General features: G+C 35.9%; 19 protein-coding genes. 10 read left to right on the forward strand and 9 right to left on the reverse strand.

From position 1 onward, the window contains the following. Genes N0B29_RS10230 through N0B29_RS10245 form a run of 4 tightly spaced genes read left to right on the forward strand, consistent with a single transcriptional unit; the run spans window position 1 to window position 9,984 of the window. On the forward strand, window positions 1-1,476 hold the full coding sequence (locus tag N0B29_RS10230) for a restriction endonuclease (RefSeq protein WP_263833626.1): 1,476 nt from the start codon (window positions 1-3) through the stop codon (window positions 1,474-1,476). After that, on the forward strand, window positions 1,477-3,285 hold the full coding sequence (locus N0B29_RS10235) for a hypothetical protein (protein WP_263833627.1): 1,809 nt from the start codon (window positions 1,477-1,479) through the stop codon (window positions 3,283-3,285). It abuts the gene before it with no gap. Next, window positions 3,269-4,792 carry a hypothetical protein gene (locus N0B29_RS10240; RefSeq protein WP_263833628.1) on the forward strand — a complete coding sequence of 508 codons (1,524 nt, stop codon included), beginning with the start codon at window positions 3,269-3,271 and terminating at the stop codon, window positions 4,790-4,792. The genes N0B29_RS10235 and N0B29_RS10240 overlap by 17 nt, the downstream gene beginning before the upstream one ends. Continuing rightward, window positions 4,789-9,984 carry an FtsK/SpoIIIE domain-containing protein gene (locus N0B29_RS10245; RefSeq protein WP_263833629.1) on the forward strand — a complete coding sequence of 1,732 codons (5,196 nt, stop codon included), beginning with the start codon at window positions 4,789-4,791 and terminating at the stop codon, window positions 9,982-9,984. The genes N0B29_RS10240 and N0B29_RS10245 overlap by 4 nt, the downstream gene beginning before the upstream one ends. A 237-nt stretch (window positions 9,985-10,221) precedes the next feature. Here N0B29_RS10245 and N0B29_RS10250 read toward each other — a convergent pair whose 3' ends face one another. The 7 genes from N0B29_RS10250 to mnmG all read right to left on the reverse strand — a co-directional run bounded on the left by N0B29_RS10250 (window position 10,222) and on the right by mnmG (window position 18,008). Further along, entirely contained in the window at window positions 10,222-11,085 is an 864-nt protein-coding gene (locus N0B29_RS10250) for a metallophosphoesterase (protein ID WP_263833630.1), read from the reverse strand. A 27-nt stretch (window positions 11,086-11,112) separates the two neighbouring features. Then, entirely contained in the window at window positions 11,113-11,727 is a 615-nt protein-coding gene (locus N0B29_RS10255) for a metallophosphoesterase family protein (protein ID WP_263833631.1), read from the reverse strand. A gap of 139 nt (window positions 11,728-11,866) precedes the next feature. Further along, the gene (locus N0B29_RS10260; protein WP_263833632.1) at window positions 11,867-12,355 is read right to left on the reverse strand and encodes a hypothetical protein; all 489 of its coding nucleotides are present in this window, start codon (window positions 12,353-12,355) and stop codon (window positions 11,867-11,869) included. 21 nt (window positions 12,356-12,376) lie between these two features. Then, entirely contained in the window at window positions 12,377-13,768 is a 1,392-nt protein-coding gene (locus N0B29_RS10265) for an AAA family ATPase (RefSeq protein ID WP_263833633.1), read from the reverse strand. Between the two features lie 277 nt (window positions 13,769-14,045). Continuing rightward, window positions 14,046-14,363: a helix-turn-helix domain-containing protein gene (locus tag N0B29_RS10270; protein WP_263833634.1), complete on the reverse strand. Its 318-nt coding sequence runs from the start codon at window positions 14,361-14,363 to the stop codon at window positions 14,046-14,048. An 18-nt stretch (window positions 14,364-14,381) separates the two neighbouring features. Beyond that, a complete protein-coding gene (locus N0B29_RS10275; RefSeq protein WP_263833635.1) occupies window positions 14,382-16,073 on the reverse strand; it encodes a hypothetical protein in 1,692 nt (563 codons plus the stop codon). A gap of 66 nt (window positions 16,074-16,139) precedes the next feature. Beyond that, window positions 16,140-18,008, reverse strand: coding sequence for a tRNA uridine-5-carboxymethylaminomethyl(34) synthesis enzyme MnmG (gene mnmG, locus N0B29_RS10280; protein ID WP_263833636.1), 1,869 nt, complete (start codon window positions 18,006-18,008; stop codon window positions 16,140-16,142). A gap of 229 nt (window positions 18,009-18,237) precedes the next feature. On the opposite strand from mnmG, the gene N0B29_RS10285 reads away from it, so the two are divergent. The 3 genes from N0B29_RS10285 to N0B29_RS10295 are packed head-to-tail and all read left to right on the forward strand — an operon-like array spanning window position 18,238 to window position 20,575. Continuing rightward, a complete protein-coding gene (locus N0B29_RS10285) occupies window positions 18,238-18,966 on the forward strand; it encodes a 5-oxoprolinase subunit PxpA (protein ID WP_263833637.1) in 729 nt (242 codons plus the stop codon). Continuing rightward, window positions 18,963-19,646, forward strand: coding sequence for a 5-oxoprolinase subunit PxpB (pxpB, locus tag N0B29_RS10290; RefSeq protein ID WP_263833638.1), 684 nt, complete (start codon window positions 18,963-18,965; stop codon window positions 19,644-19,646). Before N0B29_RS10285 ends, pxpB begins: the two co-directional genes overlap by 4 nt. Further along, window positions 19,643-20,575, forward strand: coding sequence for a 5-oxoprolinase subunit C family protein (locus N0B29_RS10295; protein WP_263833639.1), 933 nt, complete (start codon window positions 19,643-19,645; stop codon window positions 20,573-20,575). The genes pxpB and N0B29_RS10295 overlap by 4 nt, the downstream gene beginning before the upstream one ends. 15 nt (window positions 20,576-20,590) lie before the next feature. Here the strand turns inward: N0B29_RS10295 and N0B29_RS10300 are convergent, their stop codons facing one another. After that, on the reverse strand, window positions 20,591-22,546 hold the full coding sequence (locus N0B29_RS10300; RefSeq protein WP_263833640.1) for a methyl-accepting chemotaxis protein: 1,956 nt from the start codon (window positions 22,544-22,546) through the stop codon (window positions 20,591-20,593). Window positions 22,547-22,793: 247 nt separating this feature from the next. Between N0B29_RS10300 and N0B29_RS10305 the strand changes: the two genes are divergently transcribed. The 3 genes from N0B29_RS10305 to N0B29_RS10315 are packed head-to-tail and all read left to right on the forward strand — an operon-like array spanning window position 22,794 to window position 24,321. Continuing rightward, a complete protein-coding gene (locus tag N0B29_RS10305; protein ID WP_263833641.1) occupies window positions 22,794-23,402 on the forward strand; it encodes a riboflavin synthase in 609 nt (202 codons plus the stop codon). Further along, window positions 23,402-24,076: a peptidoglycan editing factor PgeF gene (gene pgeF / locus N0B29_RS10310; RefSeq protein WP_263833642.1), complete on the forward strand. Its 675-nt coding sequence runs from the start codon at window positions 23,402-23,404 to the stop codon at window positions 24,074-24,076. Before N0B29_RS10305 ends, pgeF begins: the two co-directional genes overlap by 1 nt. Then, the gene (locus N0B29_RS10315; RefSeq protein WP_263833643.1) at window positions 24,073-24,321 is read left to right on the forward strand and encodes a hypothetical protein; all 249 of its coding nucleotides are present in this window, start codon (window positions 24,073-24,075) and stop codon (window positions 24,319-24,321) included. Before pgeF ends, N0B29_RS10315 begins: the two co-directional genes overlap by 4 nt. A 1-nt stretch (window position 24,322) precedes the next feature. On the opposite strand, the gene tpx is transcribed toward N0B29_RS10315, so the two are convergent. Further along, window positions 24,323-24,865, reverse strand: coding sequence for a thiol peroxidase (gene tpx / locus N0B29_RS10320; RefSeq protein ID WP_263833644.1), 543 nt, complete (start codon window positions 24,863-24,865; stop codon window positions 24,323-24,325). Between the last annotated feature and the right edge of the window lie 48 nt (window positions 24,866-24,913).

Here is a 24,913-nt window from a genome sequence, read left to right on the forward strand (position 1 = left end):
ATGTCTATTGAAAGACTTAAAGAACTTGCAATTTCTTTGAAATTAGATTGCCAAGAAAAAGAAAGCGGCATTACTCAGTTTTGGATTCAGGCAGGTTATTCTTTTATTGAATTAAAACATCTTTATAGTTATTTAGATAGTCTGTACGATATTTCCGATGATAGAGAATTTATCAATAAAAATGAATATTGTATCAGTCTCAAATATATTTTTAGATCATGGCATGCTAAAGGTAATAGAACTGATTTGAATGTAATTTCATCGATTATTACTTGTGTTTTTTTAAGAGTATGGCTTAACTCTTCATTTCATATGACTGAAATATCACATCCAGTTATTGAAGATGAGTTATATGGGGTAGAACTCATCCCATCTCAACCTTTTCATTGTGTATTGAATATAGAGAATAAGACTCATTTCAAGTTTCTCGAAAATCTTATAGTTAATTTTTTTATCTTGAATCAATCATTTTATTTTTTTACAGGATGTTTATTAAATATTAGCGATGAAATTAGTTATTCAAATGAAATATTAGATGAGTGGTTAAAATTAATTAATAAAAATAAGAATATTTTTTATTCATGTAATTCAAGGACTAATCCTAAATGGCTCTTTTATAAGGATGGCAAATATTCAATTATCAAAAGTAAAGAGTTGGTAACATCTTTGCAAATCATTCTCAAAGAATATAATATTGTGATTATCGAAGGAATCAATGGCTTACTATTTGTTGGAGATAATATTAATAATATTATCTATCATAAAGAGTACAAAAAAGCTTTGAGTTTACTTCACCGACTAGAAGAAAAACATGAGCATTCAACAATTGTAGCGTTAGACAATTTTTCCATACTCCTTGGGATTGAAAACATTGTTATCTTTAAAAATGATGGTTCATTAAAAAACTTCCTCGAAGAAAAAGAGTTACTGAAGGAACGACATAATAATGAAACCAAACTACTCTTTAGTGAATATGAAATTTCTATCAAAATCGATTCTCAAGAAGACACAGAAGAATTTGAAAATTTAATTCTTGATCTGCTAAAAAAGGAAAAATACATTTATTGGGCCAGGAAAGTTTCTCCTACAAATCAGCCAGACAATGGACGAGATATATTATGTAAATTCAATCCTATTTATAACAGTGAACATTTTATACAGGATAGTCCTACATTAAAATATGAAAAGATGATAGTTCAATGTAAAACCATTTTCAGAAAAAGTAAAAAACAGAGTATAGGTAAAACAGATGTAGATGTTGCTGATACAATTTTTGAATATAAACCTAAAGGATATATGTTAGTCACGAATACGCAAATAACAGCACGATTAACAGAATACTTAGAAACTATAGCTACAAGAGAAGGTATATATATCGACTGGTGGAATAAAGAAGATATTGAAGAACGAATAATGCAATATCCTGAATTAATACAAAAATATAATAACATTCTTATTGGAAAGAGGAGGTTATAGGTGGGATTAGCTCATTTTTTTAGACTTTTAGCAGCTTATGCGCCAACCTCTCAAAATAAAGCTGCCTACGATGAACATGTCTCAAAATATGCAAAACGTTTAGGTGTTGAAGAAATTAACATTGATAATGGTCTTTTTCCCAAACTCTTCCAAACATTTGCTATTCAGCCATGCTCAATCATCCTTTCTGGCTCTGCAGGAGATGGGAAAACCTATCTGTTGAGAAAACTTTTTGAACAAATTAGTGGTAATATGGACACTTGGGGGAATACTTACATTCCAGAAGCTGTCTATAATGAGTACAGCATTAAATTCATCAAAGATTTTACAGAGATTGAAAAAGAAGACAAGCAAGTAGTCCTTGAAGGGCTTTATCACTCGATATTGGGGAATTCTAAACAGCTTTATATTATTGCTGCAAATGATGGAATATTAACAGATACGTTGCGTGAAGCTATTCATGTTGAGAATGTTCAGCATTTTGGAGAGCTTTTAACACTAATCGAAAAACATATTGATGAAACGCATACTCTCGATGGGAATTTAATTCTGCTTGATCTTAGCCAAACATCTTCAGCAAAGAACTTTAAACTACTGCTCAACGCAATTTTGGATATGGCCGATCGCTATGAATGCAATTGCCCAAGCCTATCTAATCCAGCAATCTTTTGTCCCATTCATGCGAATATTGCATTACTCAAAAAAGAACATATTCAAAAGCAGCTACTGACCATTATTCGAAGCTGTGATCTCAACTATAATCACATCACATTACGTAAGCTCTTTATGCTCATTGCTAACATGATCCTTGGATACAAGGGTGAACAACGGGTGTTTTTAAGTTGCGAAGAAGCAATTGTACACTATGCAGAGCAATCTAATAGAGTTGATGCTTCCTTTTACAACAACATCTTTGGTGATAATCTTTCCCGAAGTAAGCAAGAAAAAAGCCCTTTCAAAGAGCTACTTGAGCTTCGCATAGGTTACGAAACAACCAATAATATCGATAATTTTATTCTGTATGGAGACATTCAAGCTCCTGAGTTGCATACACAAAGATTGACAAATCCATTTTTTGATTTCAACATATTTAATACGATCAAAGATAAGTACCTTGAAGAGGGAGATAATACAAAAATCCACGAATATCTTCTCTTTTTACGCCGACATCTTTTTTTCAACTTTGATGAAAAAATTCTCTGGAATGGTGTGACTATCAATGTTAATGAGCTTATGACCTATAAGTATGCCGAAGAGTTTTATATTAGTGTTATCACGCCACTTAAAAAAAAACAAAGCGTTTCAAAGCACATTATTAAAGAACTCGCTCTCGGGTTAAATCGAATTTTCCTAGGCGAACTTTTAAGTAGAGAAGGGAGTGATCGGCTTTATATTGGCTCATCATTGACAAGTGCTATGTCAAAGCTCTCATCCGAAGTCATTGCTCGTATAGAGTTTAACCAGCGGCATTTGAACCAGGGGCTTCATCTGAATATTGTCGAGGGGTTTGATGAAGAGTATTGCACAGTTAATCTAGAAATAGAATTTGCTGGAGAACGCATCGCATCTCTAGATCTTGACCTACATATGTTTGAATTTTTACGACGTATAGCAGATGGAATCCTTCCCACAAGTTTCTCTGCAGAGTACTATGAGCGCGTGTTGACATTTAAATCACAATTGGTGAACTATATGCTGCAGACACAAGAGCCAGACAATATTTTTAACCTCTTTATGCTCAATGACACTGAGGGAACATTGCAGTTTAATGAAATTCAAGTGGAGGGTGTCTATGTTCGAGAAAGCTAAATACTTAAAGTCATACGGCATCAAAACACCTTTTCTGCAAGAGTTAATATGGTTTCATCGCATTAACGACGACCAAGACAAAGAACTGCTTACCTTGGAATTTTTAAATGTGTGCGCTAATCATGCCAAAGAAGGCAGGCTATTTGATAAAGAGCTTACTACCGTCAATTACCGTAAAGATATTCAGCTTAGAACGATTCTTTACAATTTTCCTGAACTCGAAAGTATTCACAAAACCCCAGGAGATGATGCTATCAAATGGGAACACATCATATCCTGCTTACAGAATAAACTTGAGAAGCCGTTTGATTATAGTTATTTACGCAAACGATTTGATTCAATCGAAACATTTGTTTTCTCCGTATTGTTACTTCGTAAAGCGTCGTTAGGCATTAGCACATCAAGACGATGGACAAGTAAATTCCTTTTTCCCTTCTCTTTCGATACCTTATTTGTAGATATTGATAACCGTAAAGAGACTTTTTCTATGGATCGGCGTTTCTTCTCAAGAGGTGGAGAAGTGTTATACCTTATGGTGAGTAGAGGCAAAAATATTGATGAGTTAAAAACTTATATGAAACGTATTTTTGAAAACCCTTCACAAAACAAGCGATGGAATGCACTTACAACAGCTTTTAGAAGTGAAGAAGAAACCGTTAAAGAGCCTGTAAGGTTAGGCTTTTTACAGCTTAACTCTCATGAGATATACGATCAACTTGTGGATGATTTGATTACATTATTCAAGTCAAATATTCCAAATAACGATCTTTTCTACCATTTCGCATCTATCGCATCATTTTACATGGTACATTTTATTTTGACCGTTGCCGCACAGAACCTCAAAAGCAGTCTGATTCAAAATGAAATCCATAAAGTTGTTTATCCTATAGAATTACTCGCCCCTAGAAGCGATCATGTTCGTCGAGCATCACGTCAAATCTATAAAATCAATGAAGAGCTACCCTTAAAAATCTTAGAACTTGTACTCACCAATTATTTCCAAGAGATAGCCAATGTCGATGACAAAGATATCCTTCTGAAAATGCTTGATAATGATCTCAACTATGTAAACGAAGACAATCAATATACCGCTGATATTAACCTCGATGAACTCTTTAAACATATCTGGAACACTATTTCCCAAAAAGCCAAAAATGATCTTTTGCCAATTCATCGTGTACTTTTAAAAGGTGCAGGACTTGCAAGTGCTAAAAAGACTAACAGCTATCGTTATCTTGCGAATGATGAATGGTTGAAAACTCTGGTGCTCATTAATGTTTCGGAACGCATTCCATTTCATCAGTTTATTGATATTCTTTATGAGAAATATGGGTTCATTATCTCAAACAAGCACTCTTCACTTCTTATCGAAGCATATTCAGACAATGACTTCAAAAAAAATGAATTAAGACTTTTCGAACGCCTTCGCGCTCTTGGGTTACTCGAAAGTAAATCGGATGGATATGCTTATGTCTTAAACCGCCATGGAAGGAATCTGTCAGAATGAATCTCATAGCTAAATATATCTCCGAAAAAATTCTATCAGAAAGCTATTCTTCTACAGATGAACAAACGAGAGGGATGTTTCGTCTTTCTCTTTATGCTAAACATGTTATTGAGGATATTCTAAATTATTATCATGTAAATCATAACAATCATATTCTATTTTTGCTTGATAATGAATTTGGATTTACCCATCAACACAATTTTGCTATCCATGTTAATCGTGATGTTATGGCGCAATATCGAAATGAAAATCTCAAAGAACATCAAATTAATCTTGAAAAGATTAGATATCTCGTGTTCGTACCTTTTGAAGATGTTGATACTCTTCTCGACATTGATACAATCACACCTGATGATATTGCTAGAAATTTTGAATCTATCATTTCGGCCATTGATCTACCTTTCCTGGATCGCCATAGCAAAATAAAACTCCAAAAAGTTGCTAAAGTATTTTTAAAAGAGGTTGATGAACTTGATCCATTTCAAATGGAGAGTTTTACACAAACTACTCTTTGTCATTTAAATAATGGCAATCCTATAGAAGATGCGATGGGACTTTCACTCAATATTTTGAATGCATTTAAGTGTCACAAATTTTTTGTAAGTCTCAAAAAAAATGACTCTGTGCAAGAAGTTAAAAAGCTTGCGCAATCTTTTAAAACGTTATCTGCTGGATTAGCTAAACGTGTTGGCAATAAAACACTTGATACAGAAATATTGCTCAGCAAAAGAGATGAAAACCGTGAAGAGTTTGATCATCTTAAGGTGCTAGATGCAGCAAAGTATGAACTCATAAATAAATTTATTGTAGCAGATTACAAAGAACTGTTACATCGAAAAGCTGAGTTTAGCCAGCTTGACTGGCAAGAAGATTATGTTTATCGCCTTTTTGAAAAAACTCTATCAGATACGTCCAAAGCACTAGGCGCTGAAACCGTAGATTTGCTTGGGGCACTAGACATTGATTTGCATGAACATGAAAAAAATAGTCTGTTCCAATATGATGCACTCAAGGCGAGTGAGAGATTAAATCTACGCGATATTCTTGAGCCTATTTATAAAAAATATAAAGGCTACATTGAAAGCAATAAAGCATTGCGCAACAAGTGGGATAAATTTCTTTATCCATCGCAAACGAAATCAGATCATTTTATATTGGGTTTACTTGACACAATCAAAAAGCTCAAAGCGGATGTAGAAAATATTGATCATATTGAAGTAACGTTAAAGCAGACACAAACTGCTGCAATCGTACGAAACTACACCAAATATGCGATTGATTATCTACATAAACGTTATGCAATTTTAAACAGGGTATCCCAAAAAATACACTTTGATTTTAAATTTATTATAGATATTGATGAACGTCTTACAAAGCAAAAACTTTCTGCAGAGGATAAAAAATTTCGTAAAGGAAGTCTATCTAGAGCTTCTAATGAACTGCATTTTATCGTCTATGCTAAAAATGCTACTGGTGAAACTTTAAAAGAGCGAAAGTTGATTTGGAGCTATGATCCCAATACTCTCTTAAACGGTTACAAGGAAGACGTAGAAGCTATTCAAGATCATTTAAAAAATAAAAAGCTTTATTCCAATATCGTTTATCGTGCGAGTAGTTCCGAAAAAGGAGAGAAGAAACCACTTTCGCTCTATGATTTTTCTTCGCTAGAAACCCGAGGCAATGTCTCTGGATACCGTCTTTTTTCAAAGAAAAATGATCTCGGAATTTCTAGCAAAGACATTGCGTTATCAGCGCAAAAGCTACTTGATAGTGATTCATTTAACCAGTTTCAAACACTTTTTACTGCGTATATGAAGCAGTATGCATGGCTTCTAAAAGAACTAGATATCCTCTCTACCGTGGAAAAATCAGTCTTTGATTTTAATGGCGTTGAAAAGCTTAGCCAAGCTTACATTGCACTTTGTCATTTCCTTTATGACAATAGTAATCATGACGTATTTAAGTCTAATGTCATTGAACCTTTTTTGACTCTATTAACCATACGCGTTGGGCAAGAAGATACGGTACTTATTCCTGCTTATCACCCCTTACGACTCATTTCATATTTTGTTAAGCTCAAATATACCTTTGATTTTGTAGATAACTACATTACATCTGCAGAGACACCACTGATCAAAGAAGACTTGTTTTTCAATGATCTTGAGCAAAGTTTTATTACACCTTACTATCCTGAAGTCTTTCGCCTCTTTGATGTTGAGGGTAATGAACAGAGCATATTACATATCTCAGAAGCATATGATGACTATACCATCCTAGAGCCTGTTCAAAACTTCTTAAATAGCGGGCAAAGTGCAGATCCTTCTTCTCAGAGTGCGATATTAAGTAAAGTCATCGAAAACTATTTAGAACTTAACCAGCACAAGCAAAGCAGTTTAAAAGTTCTACTTCACGCCGTTAATAACTATGACTTCCCTGTGAAGTTTATGAAAAAATTGATGTCTCTTGATTTTACATCCCAAGAAAACAACTTTGAAATCTACCTGAATGATGTTGATGCAACGCATATTCGAAAAATGTACCGAGCATTTTTAGTAAATCAAAATAACCAAGATGCGGAAGAAGCACTTGAATACAATGAAGTCTCTTTCTTATCCAATATCAGGCTAAATGCTTTTGATCAAAGCTTCAAGCAACTAGATACCGTTAATGACCAACTGAATATTGCATTTTTGAATGACTTTGTGTCGTCCAAAGCAAAAATCGAATTTAGAAAACAATTACTTGAAAAACCTTATTCACTGTTTGACTTTCACCCTACAATGTGGTCAAAAAGAAAATATATGACGCAACAAGAGAGCAGTGTAGGCAAATATCTTGTCTCACCAGCCAAAAGTGAACTGACTAGTTCCTTTTATAATTTGCTCTATCTCACTATGAGTACGCATCGAGATGATTATACAAATAAGGTTCCCACGCTAAAAGTGGACAGACAGCATAAAAGTCTTCATTCCGACTTAGAAGCGATTCATAAGCGCACGGACTGGGTAGTAAACCTGGATGCCTTGTTGGATAAGAAAATTCTTGAGGAATTTGGTGCCAATGTCATTAAATACCGCAAGGCACGACATATCAATCGTAACCTTGTTATCTCCTCCAAGGCAAATACCATTCTACTTGAAAATCATCTCATGAAAAAATTCAAAGATTTTCATGTGCGTGAAGATATCGTCAAAACGACTGTCGAAAACATCATCAAATCAGCAAATGAATTATCTGGTGATGTCTTACTTAAAGCCATTGGAAAAGGATGTTTTGCCAATGAAATGCTTGGTCTTGTTTTGACTAAAACCATACTTGAAGGGTGTTCTGAAAATCAAAATATCCTTATCCTTATTGATGATTATGCTGATTGGTTTTTGTCGAGCATTAGCTCAGAAGAAAAGCTACTAATAGCACAGAATAATGTCCTGGCAGATATTCTTGCGATTACTCCAATCTTTGAGGGAGAAAGACTTAAGACCATTTATATTGATGTCGTTGAATCCAAGTTCTGTAGTGAAAGTAGTCGTGCACAAATGGCAAAAAAATCACTTCAGCAAACAAAAGATTCTTATACTCTTTTTAACAAAGTGTTTGAAGATAATACTTATGCCGATAGAGAATATTGGATTGCAAAAATTTCCGACTTAATTGTTGAAAACCATCATAAAAGTTTTGTTGGTAATTTAACATCAGAAGATATACGTAATGCAATACGTACTGACAAATCAATCAAATTCATTGTTCGAGGTATGTCATTTGTATGTGTGTATGATTACGAGGAAAATTATCAGCCTGAAACTGGTATAGAGAATGTTACACAATATATAATAGGATCTAAATCCATTGTAAAAATGATTGAAGAACTGCCACAGTTTAATCATATGTTGCCTGATATAACATTGCCAACTTATAAATTGCAAATGAAACAAATATCTTTTGAGATGAGTTCATGTGAAAATTCTTTGCAAGACACAATTATTGAAACAAGTGTCCCATTAAGCGAAACAAAATCTGAAATTAAGCAGATTACAACAGAAACTGTAATTGTAGATACAAAAAATAAAGATGATATAACCATAAGATATACTGAAGAAAAAGCGGCAAAAGAAGTTGCGGAACATGCAGAAGGCGCAACTGTAAGTACAGCAGTCAAACAGGTAGTTATGCACCATGGTTATCGAGCTAAAATTCTACGATATCTATTTACACCTAATGCAGTGCGGATTTCTCTTGAGCCAGAATTAGGCTGGAATGAGAATATTTTCTACAAAATGAGTAATGATTTTCTTGCTGTCAAAATGCTCAAGCTACTGCGTGTAGAAGTTGTACCTGGTTCCTATGAGTTAGTATTTTTACGAAAAGAGCGACAAGTAATTTTCTATGAAGAATGCCTCAAAGATAGGGAATTGAGTGATGGGGCCGGTAATACGAAGATTCTGCTCGGACGTAATGAAAAAGATAATGAAGTCGTTTACTACAATCTTGATAGTGAAGACCCACACGCACTTATTGGAGGTATGACGAAAAGTGGTAAGAGTGTGCTACTTAATATTTTCATTGTTGATTTAATTCAAACTAATACGCCTGACGAATTACGCTTGATATTGGTTGATCCAAAACAAGTTGAATTCACTCGATATAGGGGTATTCCATACCTCGATGATGATGGAATCATCATCAAAAAGGAGCTTGCTATTGTAAAGCTACATACCCTTGTTGATGAGATGGAAAGACGCTATTCGCTTTTTGCAGAAGCTGGTGTCAATGAAATCAATAAATATAATAGAAAAGTTGATACGAAGATACCAAGAATTGTCCTTATTTTCGATGAATTTGCTGATTGGATGCTTGATGATGAATTTAAAAAAGAGGCTAGTAGTGCCGTTCAAAGTTTGTCTGGGAAAGCAAGAGCTGCAGGTATTCACCTAATTGTTAGTACACAACGTCCTGACAACTCTGTTGTTGTACCTATTCTGCGAGCGAACTTAGGTGCAAAATTTGCATTACGTGTGGATAGTGAAAAGAACTCAGCTATCATTCTTGATGAACCAGGAGCAGAAAAACTACTCGGCTATGGTCATATGATTGCTAAATTTGCTGGGCAAAAACAATATATCCAAACAGCATTTATATCTGATGAGCTCATAGACTCCGTTCTAAAGAGTGTCATAACTTGTGAAAAAAAATGATACAACTAACATTATGACTCTATGTGCCTTAGCCATGCAGAAAGCTAAGCTGTCACTTGGAACACATTATTTGCGATTCCAATAAAAGATAAAAGGACTTTTTCATCAAATCCATTATATAGATGAAAAGAAATATGAGAGAAGATCCTCAAATGAATTAATGATAAGTGAACCTAGCTAGCGCATTATTTTAGCTTTAAAATTATCACGAATAAAATAGTGTTTATTAGTATATAACTAAATTTGAATCGTGAAAATCTTTATACCTTTAGCCTCTCCACTATAACCTAGAGCATTGGTGATAAAGCGTTTATCATCATGGCGAGTATAGTCATACGAGGTATGGTTATGTCCATAAATCCAAAGATTGGCACGCATCGTTTGAATCAACTCTTCTGCATTAAAACAGAAAAATGATGTGGTAGGATTCTTCTCCCATCTTGGTGTTTGATGTTTCATATCAATGCTTGGATTGTAATGACTAATCATGACATCACAGTGTTGATGGATACTTTCTAGTTTGGCATATTCTTCTTTATAGAGTTCATCGAAATAATCAATCTTCATGTGTTTCTTATCATTGATAGCTTCACCCCAAAGATCTTGTAAGAAAGCTTCAATATCACCATAGTAATAGGCTAAGGCTTGCATGGCTTTAAGAGCGTGTAGGTTTTTTTGAACGTAAGCACTGTTGTACCAACCCATAGCACCACCAAAGGTGATTCCCTCTAAAGTCACAGTGGTACCATCCAAGACAATAAAACCATTCTTGCGATAGGCTTCTTTGGCAGCTTCTGCTTTTTGAAGTCCACCTTTTGTATATGTGGTGATATATTCATGTCCAATGAGATAATAGTCATGATTGCCTAAGACCAGAATAATATCTTGATAAAATGCTTCTTTGAGATATTTGAGGATAAGAACATTTTGTTCAATACTGTGTCCAATATCTCCTGCTAGGATTAAATAATTTCCTTTTGGTTTAAATGTACGCCAAAAACCAATGACGGCATCTTTGGAAGGAAAAAAGGTAGGACTTTGTGTACGAGGGTAGCCAAACCAGCTATCAAAATGGGTGTCACTGAGAATATCAATTTTCATGAGAAGTCATTTCCTTATCTAAGCTGCCTAGCAGAGCTTTAAAGGCATAAATCGTGTGTGTTCCACACCAACATTCACACAGCGCTCATCTTCATTAATTTTAGAGTGAATATGCCCATGGTAGTTTAAATCACAGTGGCACCAATCAAACAGAGTTTCTAAAACTGCTTTTCTCTCATTTTCAATCTCTTTGGCATACACATCGTGATAAAAGCAAGGGTAATGAGAGAATAAAATACGTTTGCCTTGAAAGTCTTGAATCCAACAGATACAGGAATCCAAAAGTTCTTGAGAGAAAGTATCGTGTAAGCGTTGTTCAATCACCTGTTTTTCTTCCAAAGGGATATCAAGTATAATCGAATCAATCACTATTTCAAAACCATGTTCTTTTAAAAATGCTGTACTTTTTTTAAAATCATGATTGCCTTTTAAGAGGGTAATCTTTCCTTTAAGCACTTTGGCATAATCCCAGCCTTTGGACTTAAATGCAAAATCACCTAAATGCCACACGTCATCTTCATCAGCGACAACACTGTTCCATAAATCAATCATCATTTCATCATCAATACTTTCACGTAAGGGTTCATAGAGTTTAATATTGTCATGACCAAAATGGGTATCTGCAATAATGAATAGTGACACAACGTTACCTTTAAAATAGACGAAATGAATTAGCAGTTATTGTAACGAGGATATGATGAGGGCAATATTAACCTTAAATTTGTGATAGTTGGTTTTTAATATGTCTAGCTAAAAATTCTTTAGTGTAGTGTTTTTTATTTCATCTAAATTTATCATACTGTATTGGAATACTAGCGAACTCTATGGGGATAGTTGAAAAAGATTTTTTTATTTTATTATAAAGAGCTTGTATGGTAATTAGTGCATCTATTTTATCAATTTTAAAAACTAAATAAATTTTTGGACGGGGTATCATATCTATATATTTTTGATTATTTTGCAAAGTAAACAAATTTGGTAATGTTGTATATAAATCTACAGTGTTAGCTATAATATCCATCAAATCATTTTCAAATCTTTTTCCAATAGGAATACCGTGACAATGATACTCCCCATTCAAAATTTCAACAAAAATAATAAACGCTGAATCATTGATATCATGTATATTATCTATATCAAAATAATCCATTAGCGAGTTATTTTTTGCTGTTAATCTACCAATTCCATCAACAACTCTATATCCATTTTTATTATATGAATGGTGATAATTGGCAAAAGATGCTTTCATTACTTCATGATATTTATACATATATAATTACTTTATTTGAAATTATTTATTGTTAGATATTGTGTCCATTATTTTTATTGAAATATCGTAAAAAGGGGATGATAAATCTTGTAATATATCATCGACTTTTTCTAAGATAGCAAGTGAATTGAATTCTTCATTAAATGGCATTTTATTTAGTTCAATTAGCTTGGCCGCCTCTTGGGGATTTGATCTTATTATTAATTCTAAATATTTTATAATTTCTAAACTATGAGTTGTTATAACAACATTAACACCACTTTTTGCAAGATTATATAAAGTATCAACCAACAATACTTGCCATTCAGGGTGTAAATGTGCCTCTGGCTCATCGATAATTAAAAAAGAATTCTTTTTTATTATTTCATTTCTAATTAGCATACTAATTAGTCCCAAGTTAGCAACGCCCATTGCTGCAAGACCAATTGCTATTTTGTGGGAATTTTGATCTTCAAAAATAATAGTATTATTAAATTTTTCAATACTTACTTTACCTTGAATTCTTTTTTCAATTTCATTAGCTATCTTTTCAATTTCAGGATCATTACCTTTTAAAATAAACTCACCGTCTATATACTTATATAAATCATCAATATACTTCGGATATCCTTTTAATTTTTGATTGAAAAAACTAAAATAAGTATTTTTTACAAGTCCTTGTTTGATTTTTGTATAGACGGGTGAATCAAGATAAACAATATTGTTTAAAGATTGAATATTATCAAGCAAATCTGAACTGATTTTAAAATAAAAACGATCATTATATAATTTAATATTTCCTATGGTGGATAAATCAAATTCTATAGGTTGATCAAAATTATAATTTTGTAGAGCTTTTAATGATGTTACTTGGAAATTATTGAGAAAATTATCTTTTAAATTTTCTTCTATGTATTTGATTAAAACTTCTTTTGGACCTGTAAAAATTGATTTTATTGTATATAAGGAATCATTAATTCTTCCAGTAATATGTTGAACTTTATTAAATTTTGTTTTAGTATTTTTTAAGCTATCTTCATATTCTCTAAATGTATCAATAAATTGTGTAACTGTTTCATTATATATTTTATCTTTTGATAGTTCTAATTGAGAAAATGTATTTTGCTGCATTACATTATCTACTAAAATACTTAAATCTGATAATATAACTTTCAATGATGATATTGTTTTGAAATCTTTATTTGTATTCAAAATATCAGCCATTGCATTAAGACTTTCTGACAGAATATTATAACTTTTCTCTAATGAAGATGAGATGTGTTTAATATTCAGAGACGATAAAATACTATATAAACTTTTGGTGGAAAAAGTTTTTCCAGAATCATTAGGACCAGCAATAATTGTAAATGGCTTTACAGGTAACTGTAATTTCTGAATCTTTCCAAAGTTACTAATGTTGAAATCAAAATTCAAAATATACCCTTTAAATAACTTCATTTAGCTGTTTGCGGAAATTATAACATGTTTTCTTTAATTCTTAATGCGAGAAATAGCATTAATATTTTCATATGTATAAGATGTTAAAAGAAGTGTAAAGTATGGCAGTTTTTAGATTGAAAGTTTCAAATTGAAGTTTAAATTATATTTTAATCTTGACTACTTTAGTTTTGAAAATTTAGCTTCAAATCAAAAGATATGAAAAATTCTCAATAGCATTAATTTAAATTAGATGAACTAATAATCAATTTTATCACTTGATTGAATCTAAGATGCGATTGACAATTTCTGTAGCTTTTTCTTGATTGTGGTTTGAGCCAATACCCATCACCCATTTATCAATTTCATAACGGTCAAAAAGGAGTTTACCTTTTTTATAGTAGTGAACATCTTCTATGAATGCACTGTCTTTTAGCGAATAAATTCTATCTTTTGAATAACCAAGATAGGTGCTTAGTTCATTAACATTTAGCCATCGTTTTTGCGTAGCACTATCCAAACGCTGTTCAATGATAGTTAATTTTTCAAGTATTTGAGGTAGAAGTTCGAGATTTTCTAAAGAGATATTCACAGGGTACCCTTGTATTTGTCATAGCTTACTGAGGACGCCAACTACCCATTTCATTTTATCTGCGTCCGTTAGATTGAGATTTTTTTCATGATTTTTTGTTTTAAATTTGAATCCATTTGTCCCAGAATAAAGCTCTTTCATTTGATTTATGGTCATATCTTCATCTACAAAATGATGCAATAACCTCTCAAAGATTTCTTGTCCCAAAGGCTTTTCTGAAGAGATAACCCATGTGCTTGTTGGTGCATTGTTTTCTAACTCCAATAAGCCAATATATTTTGACTTATAGTGGAAGAGCGCGGTGATATATTGACGTGCTCTTCCTAATAACATACATTTTGGATTGACTCGGCTATCTTCTTTATAGACTAAAGTCATTGCTTGCACATTGTTCGTTACTAAGTTTTGAATTGTATTTTGAGTGCGCATATAAGAAATGTATTGGTTAAATTCAGCAAAATTGTCTATAGGTTCAGTGGTTTTTATAAACTCTTCTCCTTTTGTAGAAACTCGTGTTTTGCGGATTTTTTTCTTTTTTCCTTCTTCTGATGCATTGAGGCTTTGATCAGTTGTTTCACCTTCTAAGATTTCTTCTATAAGTTTTAATTTGGCAATTAAAACTTCCTTTTCAATTTTTTCGGTTGACATTTCAACATTCATCAAACTGCTGCACTTTTTTTTTCTTTTAGCAGTAATGGAACGTTGTTTATATTTTTTATTTCCATCTTCTGATTCTAAACGATCGGTTGTTTCTGCAGGTACATCAACAGGCATAGTTGGAACATTGTCTAAGTCTGTGGCATCTAGTTTATATGTATCTTCATAATAATAAGTAGTGAATTTTGAAAAACCGATGGGTGAAGTATCGTCTGTAATTTCATGAACGTAGTGGTAATGTTGCCCTTCATAATAAAAAATGGAAACTCGTGTAGAAATGAGAAACTTGCCTTTATAGGGGAATTTAGCTTTAATAGGAATTGTCGTAACTTCACTTGTTGGATTTTTATCCAGAAATGTTTTGATATAGGTATTAAGAAAAGTGCCCATGCTATCAAATGACTCAATGGCATCTTCTTGACACAAGAAACGATGTATAAAAGGTGCATCTTGGTCAGAAACATGATGTGGAAGAGTGATAGATGCATCTTGTGGGTTATCATCATAGCTAAGATATAAATTATCCAAGTCACATCGAAATGTTGCTTCTCTAAGCAACGTAGAACGATAGTAATAATAAATGGCAATCGCATAATGTGGGATAATCAGATGAATAGCACCAAGTTTGATATGATAACAACTAATCTTTTTTGCATCATCTAAATATGGTTGATAATGCCAGCCTAAAAGCTGGCCAATGAGTGGTTTCTCAAGTATATCACCAAGTTTAACATTATAGGAGTCGTTTGCTAGTTGAGGCTCAATGGGGTAATCATTTTCTTCAATAAATATATTTTTTTTGGATTTTCGTTCTTTCTCGAGTTTGCCCGCTTTATAAGCTTGATGAAATTTGTAATGCGTGAAAAAAATTTCAGGTGACATGGGTACGTGAAATAAAGAATTTTTTGTAATATTTTTAACCACTACATTAAAACAGCTATTGCCTATATTTTCTTTTAGGTCAGGTTTGAGATTGATAGGCATTAAAAACATAAAAGAATCATTCGGTTCATCCATCATAAAATGCGGAATAATTCTTTTAGTTTTTCCCATGTTTTATAAGTCCATTCTCAAACTTTATTACGTTTGTTATCAAACTTTGTTGGTCATTCTCAAACTTTATTTCTTTTTACAAAAAATTTTGATATACACATGTAAAATATCCAATGCTGCGGGTGTGATTCCGCTAATTTCACTGGCTGCAAAAAGTGTTGGAGGATTGAAGCGTTGCAACTTCTCCACGACTTCGTTACTGAGCCCTGAGATTGAGCTAAAATCCATCATTGGAGGAATCTTAACATTGATCATCTCTTTCATCGTGTCTATTTGATCTTTTTGTTTTTCAATATAATTTTTATACTTCGCTTCAATCAAAATTTGCTCTTTGGCGTCTTCGCTAAATTCTGTTACTAGTGGCGCTAATTTTTCCAGTTTTTCTACGGTAAATTCTGAACGTGCAACAATCTTTTGAAGCGTTACTTTATCGGTGATCTTCTCTTCACCAATATTGGCTAAAAAGGCGTTGTTTTCATTGGATGGTGTCAGCGTTGTCTCTTCAAGATAGGCAAGCCCCTCATTTAACTGCATCTGTTTTTTCACCACACGTTCATGGGTTTGCTCATCAATCAGACCAATTTTATAGCCGTACGGCGTGAGTCTTAAGTCTGCATTGTCCTCGCGTAAAAGCAGACGATACTCGGCACGACTTGTAAACATACGGTATGGCTCTTTTGTCCCTTTAGTGACCAAATCGTCAATCAAAACACCAATGTAGGCTTCATCACGTCTTAAAATCAAAGGCTCTTCATCTCTAAGAGAAAGTGATGCGTTAATGCCTGCCATCAAACCTTGTGCCGCAGCTTCTTCATAGCCAGTGGTTCCATTGATTTGACCAGCGCAATACAAACCTGAGACTTTTTTGGTCTCAAGCGTATGTTTCAGCTCGGTGGGATCAACATAATCGTACTCGATAGCATAACCAAAGCGGACAATCTTTGCATTTTCCATTCCCTCAACGGAGTGGATCATGCCAAGCTGTGTATCGGTTGGAAGAGAGGTGCTAAAGCCATTGATGTAGTATTCGGTAGCTTCTCTTGTTTGAGGCTCAACAAAAAGATGGTGGCGTTCTTTGTCTCGGAAACGGTTGATTTTATCTTCAATGCTAGGGCAATAACGTGGCCCTATGCCCTCAATCTGTCCTGTAAAAAGGGGCGCTCTGTGAAAGTTACTTTCGATGATGGTGTGGGTCTCTTCATTGGTATAAGCGATGTAACAAGGAAGTTGGAAAGGTTTAAATGTCGATCGGTCGGTTCTAAAACTAAACGGCAGAGGATTCTCGTCACCTGGTTGAAGCTCCATTTTGGAAAAATCAATGGTTTTGGCATCAATTCTTGCACAGGTGCCTGTTTTAAGGCGACCCATTGTGATGCCTAGCGATTTAATGGATGCGGAGAGTTTGACGGAAGGAAATTCTCCCACGCGACCTGATTCATGCTTGTATTCACCAATGTGAATGAGCCCTCGTAAAAAAGTTCCTGTGGTGATAATAATTTTTTGTGCATGGTAATGGTTTCCCATCGCGGTAATAACACCGGTTACTTTGCCTTCTTCAGTGAGAATCTCTTCGGCAACTTCTTGCGCGACACTCAGATTTTCAGTGTTTAAAACGACGGTGCGCATGTAGATGCGGTATCTGTCCATATCAATTTGTGCGCGGCTACCACGAACAGCAGGGCCTTTTGAGAGATTAAGCGTGCGAAACTGAATACCCGCAGCATCGGTTGCAAGTGCCATCTGCCCGCCAAGAGCGTCAAGTTCTTTGACCAAGTGTCCTTTGGCAAGACCACCAATAGCAGGGTTGCAGCTAGCCGCCCCAATTTGTTCCGCTAAAATAGAGATAAGAAGGGTTTTATGTCCCAACCTTGCGGACGCCAAAGAGGCTTCAATACCTGCGTGTCCACCACCAATTACAATAACATCATATTTCATAATACTAATACCTTCAATACATACTATAGTTTTTATCATTATACTACGAATTGACTGTATATTAAATTGAGAAAATAAAACTAAATAAATGGACATTGGCGCAAAACAAGGCGCATTAAATCTTTACATGTAAAAGCTTTTTTGTCATTTGATTATTTATTAGCCTCCTTATTTTAATCGAACTGTGATACCATTATTTCAAAATTTTTCTTCCGTTTAGGAGAAGGTGATGATCAAATTAAACTGTGATGCTGGCGAGAGCTTTGGCTCTTGGAAAATGGGGCTTGATGAAGCCATAATGCCTTATGTTGATATGGCGAATTTTGCCTGTGGCTTTCATGCGGGAGATCCTGTGATTATGGATAGGTCGATTAAATTAGCCCTAAAACACGGCGTTACCATTGGCGCACACCCTGCGTATCCTGATTTGGTGGGCTTTGGTAGACGCAGCATGGTCTGTTCTCTTGAAGAGGTTGAAACAATGGTCATTTACCAAATTGGCGCACTTCAAGCTTTTGTGGCGGCAAATGATGCAACGCTTTCGTATGTCAAACCTCATGGAGGGCTTTACAATGACATGATGAAAGATGAGCGCATTTTCAAAGCGGTAGCAACGGCAGTTGCACGTTTGAACCCAAAACTTAAACTGATGATTCTTTCCATGGTCGACACCTCAAAGCAAGAAGCGATTGCCAAAGAGCTTGGTTTGGAGCTGATCTATGAAGTCTTTGCAGATAGAGCGTATGATGAGAGCGGTTTATTGGTTCCACGTACTCAAAAAGGGGCTGTGTTGCATGATGTGGAGGCGGTCATTGAGCGGTTAAAATTGCTTCAAAAAGAGGGTGTTCTTGAGACCATTTCGGGTAAAAAGATCGCACTTCGTGCCGATACCTTGTGTGTGCATGGCGATAATGAAGAAGCCGTTAAAATGGTAGAAACTCTTAGGAAAAGCATGTGAGCCGCGTTTATAAAATTGCCTCAGAGTCGTCCGTTATTGTCTATTTTGGAAGTACCATAGAGCCTGCTATTTCGCAAGAGGTGCAAAAAAGTTATCTGGCTTTAAAAGCGGAAAAGTGTGACGGTTTTTTTGAGATTATTCCCTCTTACGCATCACTGATGGTTAGTTATGATGTGATTCAATTTGATTTTGACGGGGTGTGTGAGAAAATTGAGAAGATCATCCATCATGCCGAAGAAATCACGATGAGTGAGCCTAAAATCATTACGATTCCGACCTATTATGGACTTGAAGTTGGGCTGGATTTAGAGCTTCTCTCACAAGAGAAAAACCTGAGTGTGGAAGAGATTATCGCTTTACATGTAAAAGGGTTGTACAGTGTTTATGCCATTGGGTTTGCGCCTGGTTTTGCGTATCTTGGCGAAATCGATGAGCGTTTAGCCACTTCAAGACTCGCTAGCCCAAGGAAATCTGTTCCCAAAGGGAGTGTTTCCATTGCAGACAGACAAACAGCCGTCTATCCAACCCAAAGCCCTGGAGGATGGAAGGTGTTGGGGCGTACACCCACAGCCATGTTTGATGCCTCTTATGATGGACTTTCCCTTTTACATGTAGGCGATCATGTGAAATTTGAACCGATCTGTAAAGAGGAATTTTTAAGACTAGGAGGCACGTTATGAGTAGAGGCTTCTTCGTCGAAAATGGTGGTGTTCAAAGCTGTATCCAAGATGCGGGGCGCAGAGGTTTTAGCGATATTGGTCTTACCCAAAGTGGGGCTATGGATGAGATGGCATTTGGTTATGCCAACTTTTTAGTCGGTAATGATTTTAATACCCCAGCCATTGAAATAGCGTTGGGAGGAACAGTGCTCAAAGCACAAAGCGATATGTGCATTGCCATTTGCGGCGCAACGATGCATCCAAAGCTCAATGGTCACACCATTAGTTTGTGGCAAATCCATCAACTTCAAAAAGGTGATACACTCTCTTTTGGCTATGCCAGTGAAGGGCAGTTTGCTTACCTCTCCGTTGCGGGAGGTTTTCAAACGCCACATCTTTACGGTAGTTTTTCAACCAGTGTCAAAGAGGGGCTGGGTGGCATTGAAGGAAGAAAGCTCAAAGCGGGCGACCAACTTCCTACTTCTGGGGCGCGTTGTCCAAGGGATAGACGTAAACTTGAAAAACAGCATATACCACACTATCCGGATGAAATAACCTTGCGTTTAGTGAAAGGCTACCAAGAAGCTATGTTTGACAGCAAAGCACAAGAGACATTTTTTAACAGTGTTTACACCTTTAAAGGTGAGGGTGATCGTATGGGGTATCGTTTGAGTGGAGGAAAAGTAGCTCCCAGTGCAAGCGGAATTCTCTCTGAGCCTATTTGCTATGGGGCGGTGCAAATCCCAAGTCATGGTGAGCCGATTGTGCTTTTAAAAGAGCGCCAAACCATTGGGGGTTACCCTAAAATTGGCTCCGTTATTGGTGTGGATTGTTTCAAACTCGCGCAACTTCGAGCAGGCGGACGTGTTCGTTTCAAAGAGATAAGTCTTGAAGAAGCAAGGGCGATAACACTTGCTTTTTATCGCTTTTTTGGACAGAAGGGAGTGTAGAAACACTCCCTTTTATCAGGTTCTAAAGTTTTCTAAAACCCTGTTAAGTTTTTCGGTCAAGTCACTGAGGTGTTCTGTTGCACTACTGACTTCTTCCATACTGCGTGTATTACTAATCGTGATGGTATTGATCTCTTCAATCTTTTTCACGATGGCATCAACTTTAGTCCCTGTTTGAATATAATCTTTGACAGTGTTTTCACTTGAAATCGTGGCATTATCCATAATGACCGCTGTTTCATTGATATTTTTCTCCACTTCTGAAGCAATTTTTGTAAGGGTTTCCATGCTTTTAGAATTGGCGTTCATGTGATCACTCGCATCGTTGATAGCTTGGACGATGACATTAATGGTTGCATTGATCTCGGTAAGGCTTTTTTGGGTACGTTCAGCCAAATTTCTCACTTCATCCGCAACAACGGCAAAACCACGTCCATGTTCTCCCGCACGCGCTGCTTCGATAGCGGCATTAAGGGCTAAAAGATTGGTCTGGTCGGCAATATCGGAGATAACAGTTAAAACCCCTTTGACTTGGTCAGCGTCAGTGCTTAATTGGGCTATTTGGCGTGCTAATTCTCCTTCGGTATGTGCGCTGGATTGAACTTGGTCAGCCATTTTTATAATTTGATTTTTTGCATTAATCAGTTTTGAATGTGCTTCAGCAATCTCTTCTTCTGACTTTTTAGCTTTTTGAAGTGAGAGTGAAAGCTCTTCTTTGATACTTCGTGACATGGTATTGGTCTCATAAACAATAGACGATGTGTTTTCCGCACGTTTTCCTACTTCAAGAGCCGTAGAACTCAGCTCATTGGCTACCGAAGCATTTTCATGGCTGGACGATTTTGCCATGCTAACGGTGTTGCGCACTTTATCGATAAAGAGGTTAAATGCCACAGATGCAAGACCTATTTCATCGCCACTGAGAACATCCATTTTTTTGGTGAGGTCACCATCGCCACTGGCGAGATTGTCAGCTCGTGCTTTGAGTTCTTTAACCGGATCAATAACGGCTTTTTTCAAGGTTATAACCAACATTGCCATGATAAGTATAGTGATGATGGACATGGTAATAATAAGCTTTATTAACACATATTGTGCTTCATGTACAGCTGACTTGACGGCATCTAATCTTTTTGCAATGAGGACTTCACCAATGCGGTTGCCTTCAAAGCCTTTGATCTCTTGTCGAACAATAAAAAAGTTTGGTGTTGAAAAAGCGTGACCTTGACTTCCTAAATCTAAATCTTTTATTTCGTTAAAAAGAGCCATGTCGGTATCCGCTTTAGGCTGAGATAACGCAGTCTCTTTGGCTAAAAGCGCATCTTTGGCATCGGCACTGAGATTGAGGTGTTTTTTGTCCGTTAAAAAAATGACACGAGCATCAAGATCGTGTTTAGCCGTTTTGACAATGTCATCAAAACCAAGTATAAACTCTACTGAACCTAGATACTCTCCACCGTCGTTCAACACAGGGGCAAGACCGCGCGCTGACATACCAGCCACACCCATTTCAATGGCATACATAGGTGCTTTGGTCTCTTTAACTTTTTTGATACTTGGTCTAAAAGAAGAGAGGTCATCGCCAAATTTATTCGGGCTCCATTGGCGCAAGAAGCTTTTAATGTCTTTTGTATGAATATGAATCTGAGGGTTTTTGCTTTCAGCATAAGTCGTGAAAGATTTGACAATTTCATTGAGCCCTTTGAGCGCCGATTTACGATCACCTGTCTCTAAAGCATTGAGTACATTGTCATTGCTTCCCAAGACGATTGCATTGGTAAGACAGACCTCTTTTTTGGTTTCCATTTGGTTAGTAATATAAACGTCTAGGTTTATTTTCTCTTTATCGTAAACATTGTTTTCAATGTCTTTGATACTCAAGTAAGAAGAAAAAAGTATCAGTATAAAGCCAATTACAAGTCCTCCAAAAAGAGGAATGTAAATTTTCTGCGAAATTGTCCAGTTGCCCATCGTCAAATCTCCTAGTATCGTTTTAAATGATTATACTAAATCCACTCTATTTAAGTTGAATATTTCAAAAATATTCTCTCATTATAAGTAATTTAATTCTTGAAATACATACTACCAAGAAAAAAAGGGGAAAAAAGGGGGAAAATGAGAAGTATGTAATCACAACAGGTCAAATATAAGGGGTTATGAAAGAAGTCTAATCCTAAAAGCGTTATAATAAAACATAAGAAATGTAAAAAGGTTATGTATGTTTACAGGGCTCATTCGAGAATTTGCAGAAGTTGTGAGTTATAGCAATAATATTTTAACGCTTAAAGCGGCATATAAACCCAAGATTGGCGATAGCATCGCGGTAAATGGGGCATGCTTAACGGTGACGCATCTTTCATCCAGCGGATTTAGTGTGGAACTTTCCTTAGAAACAAGAGAATTGCTGGCACTTGAAAATCTTAATGGTAAAGTGCATATTGAGCCTGCCCTTGCGCTTGGAGATCGTCTTGATGGGCATATTGTACAAGGTCATGTGGATTGCGTAGGTGTGATACAAAGTTTTAACCAACGTGAAAATGGGCTTGATATCGAAGTTGGCATTCCTGAAAAATTTATCACGTTTGTGATTCCAAAAGGAAGCATTACCATTGATGGTGTGAGTTTGACGGTGAATGATGTCAGCAAAAAGAGTTTTCGTTTGACGATCATTCCACACACATTAGAAAAAACGCTGATAGGCGAGTATAAAATTGGGCGTAGGGTCAATGTTGAGACCGATATGTTTGCACGTTACCTTTACCACATGTTTCACAAAAAAGATGCGTTGGACTGGAATGGGGTTGATCGTATTATGGCGCTTTATTGATGCAGCATTTTTTTACCAACCGTTTTGGAGGCGTGAGCCAACCACCCTTTGACAGCCTCAATTTAGGATTACATGTAAACGACACGGCTTTACATGTAAAGGAAAATAGAGAGCGCCTTAAAGCGCAATTGGGTGTTTCCAAACTGGTCTTTATGGATCAAATTCATAGTGATAAAATCGTTTTGATTGAAACAGGCTATGAAACGCCAGAGTGTGACGCCATGATTTCCAATGTTCCTGATGTGGCGTTAGCGGTAATGGTGGCGGATTGTATTCCTATTTTATTTTACGATGGGGTGCATCAAGCTATTGGTGTGGCGCATGCGGGGCGTGTTGGAACACGCTTACATGTAGGGCAAAAAACGGCTCAGGCGATGTGTGAAACGTTTGGCTCATCTTTGGATGAGATGAAAATTTGGATGGGTCCTTCGATCCATTCATGCTGTTATGAGGTAGGCGTTGAGGCGACACTGGGGTTTGAAAAATTCTTACATGTAAAAGAAGGAAAGTACTTTTTGGATTTGCAAAATTATAACCGTGAAGCCTTTTTAGCTCTTGGCATTAAGCCAGAAAACCTTACGATTTCGGATGTATGTACGTGTTGTGATGCGGATTATTTTTCGTATCGCAGAGAAAAACAGACGGGACGTTTTACAGGAGTCATTGTTTTATGATACACAAGGGATTATCGCACTATCAGAGTGTGCAAAAGAGTGTTAAAGAGTTAGACAATAGCCATATCTTGGAAAAAATTATGGAAAAAGCGGCGATCTATGACATTGTTTTTTTACAAAATCGTTCTTTGATGGAAACGATTGTGAATTCGCCAGAGAAAAAAGTGGATGAACAGGTGATACTTCACATTGAAAAGCTCCTCTTGTGGCTTGTTCAGACGCAAGAGGAAGCGAAATTAAGCTAGATTACTTTGCGCCACAACCACATTTGTGCTCAGGTGTTGCGCTCTCTTTAAGGGCACACAATGCTGCTTCATAGTTAGGTTCTTCTGTAATTTCAGGACAGATCTCTTTGTAAACAACTTTACCGCTTTTGTTAACGACAAAAATAGCTCTTGCACTTAAACCTTTAAGTGGACCATCTACAATTAAAACACCATAAGCGTTTGCAACAGCTCTTTCTCTAAAGTCACTACCTACTTGTAGGTTCTCGATGCCCTCAGTGGTACAAAAACGTCCCATTGCAAAAGGAAGGTCCATAGAAACAACGGTGACTGTTGCGTTAGGAATGGCAGCAGCTTTTGTGTTAAATGTACGGGTCTCTTGCGCACAAACCGCTGTATCGAGTGAAGGTACAATAACGATAACTTGAGCTTTATCACTTGCTCCACCGACACTAATTTCACTTAAATCTTTTGCAACGACTTTAACACTTGGTGCGTTGTCTCCTACATTGATTTCACTGCCTGCGAGTGTAACAAGATTGCCTTTGAGGTTGGTTGTTGCCATGTCTGTCCTTTTTTATAGAAAATATACAAAAATTATAGCCAACTCGGA

Origin of the sequence: Sulfurospirillum oryzae (assembly GCF_025770725.1) — a bacterium.
GTDB classification, from domain to species: domain Bacteria; phylum Campylobacterota; class Campylobacteria; order Campylobacterales; family Sulfurospirillaceae; genus Sulfurospirillum; species Sulfurospirillum oryzae.

Excerpts from the sequence above, each read along its gene's own strand:
- N0B29_RS10250 (WP_263833630.1), bottom strand. The coding sequence starts at position 11,085 with ATGAAAATTGATATTCTCAGTGACACCCATTTTGATAGCTGGTTTGGC.
- mnmG (WP_263833636.1), bottom strand. The coding sequence starts at position 18,008 with ATGAAATATGATGTTATTGTAATTGGTGGTGGACACGCAGGTATTGAA.
- N0B29_RS10240 (WP_263833628.1), top strand. The coding sequence starts at position 3,269 with ATGTTCGAGAAAGCTAAATACTTAAAGTCATACGGCATCAAAACACCT.
- N0B29_RS10245 (WP_263833629.1), top strand. The coding sequence starts at position 4,789 with ATGAATCTCATAGCTAAATATATCTCCGAAAAAATTCTATCAGAAAGC.
- N0B29_RS10230 (WP_263833626.1), top strand. The coding sequence starts at position 1 with ATGTCTATTGAAAGACTTAAAGAACTTGCAATTTCTTTGAAATTAGAT.
- N0B29_RS10295 (WP_263833639.1), top strand. The coding sequence starts at position 19,643 with ATGAGTAGAGGCTTCTTCGTCGAAAATGGTGGTGTTCAAAGCTGTATC.
- N0B29_RS10260 (WP_263833632.1), bottom strand. The coding sequence starts at position 12,355 with ATGTATAAATATCATGAAGTAATGAAAGCATCTTTTGCCAATTATCAC.
- N0B29_RS10300 (WP_263833640.1), bottom strand. The coding sequence starts at position 22,546 with ATGGGCAACTGGACAATTTCGCAGAAAATTTACATTCCTCTTTTTGGA.
- N0B29_RS10285 (WP_263833637.1), top strand. The coding sequence starts at position 18,238 with ATGATCAAATTAAACTGTGATGCTGGCGAGAGCTTTGGCTCTTGGAAA.
- pgeF (WP_263833642.1), top strand. The coding sequence starts at position 23,402 with ATGCAGCATTTTTTTACCAACCGTTTTGGAGGCGTGAGCCAACCACCC.
- N0B29_RS10275 (WP_263833635.1), bottom strand. The coding sequence starts at position 16,073 with ATGGGAAAAACTAAAAGAATTATTCCGCATTTTATGATGGATGAACCG.
- N0B29_RS10305 (WP_263833641.1), top strand. The coding sequence starts at position 22,794 with ATGTTTACAGGGCTCATTCGAGAATTTGCAGAAGTTGTGAGTTATAGC.
- N0B29_RS10315 (WP_263833643.1), top strand. The coding sequence starts at position 24,073 with ATGATACACAAGGGATTATCGCACTATCAGAGTGTGCAAAAGAGTGTT.
- tpx (WP_263833644.1), bottom strand. The coding sequence starts at position 24,865 with ATGGCAACAACCAACCTCAAAGGCAATCTTGTTACACTCGCAGGCAGT.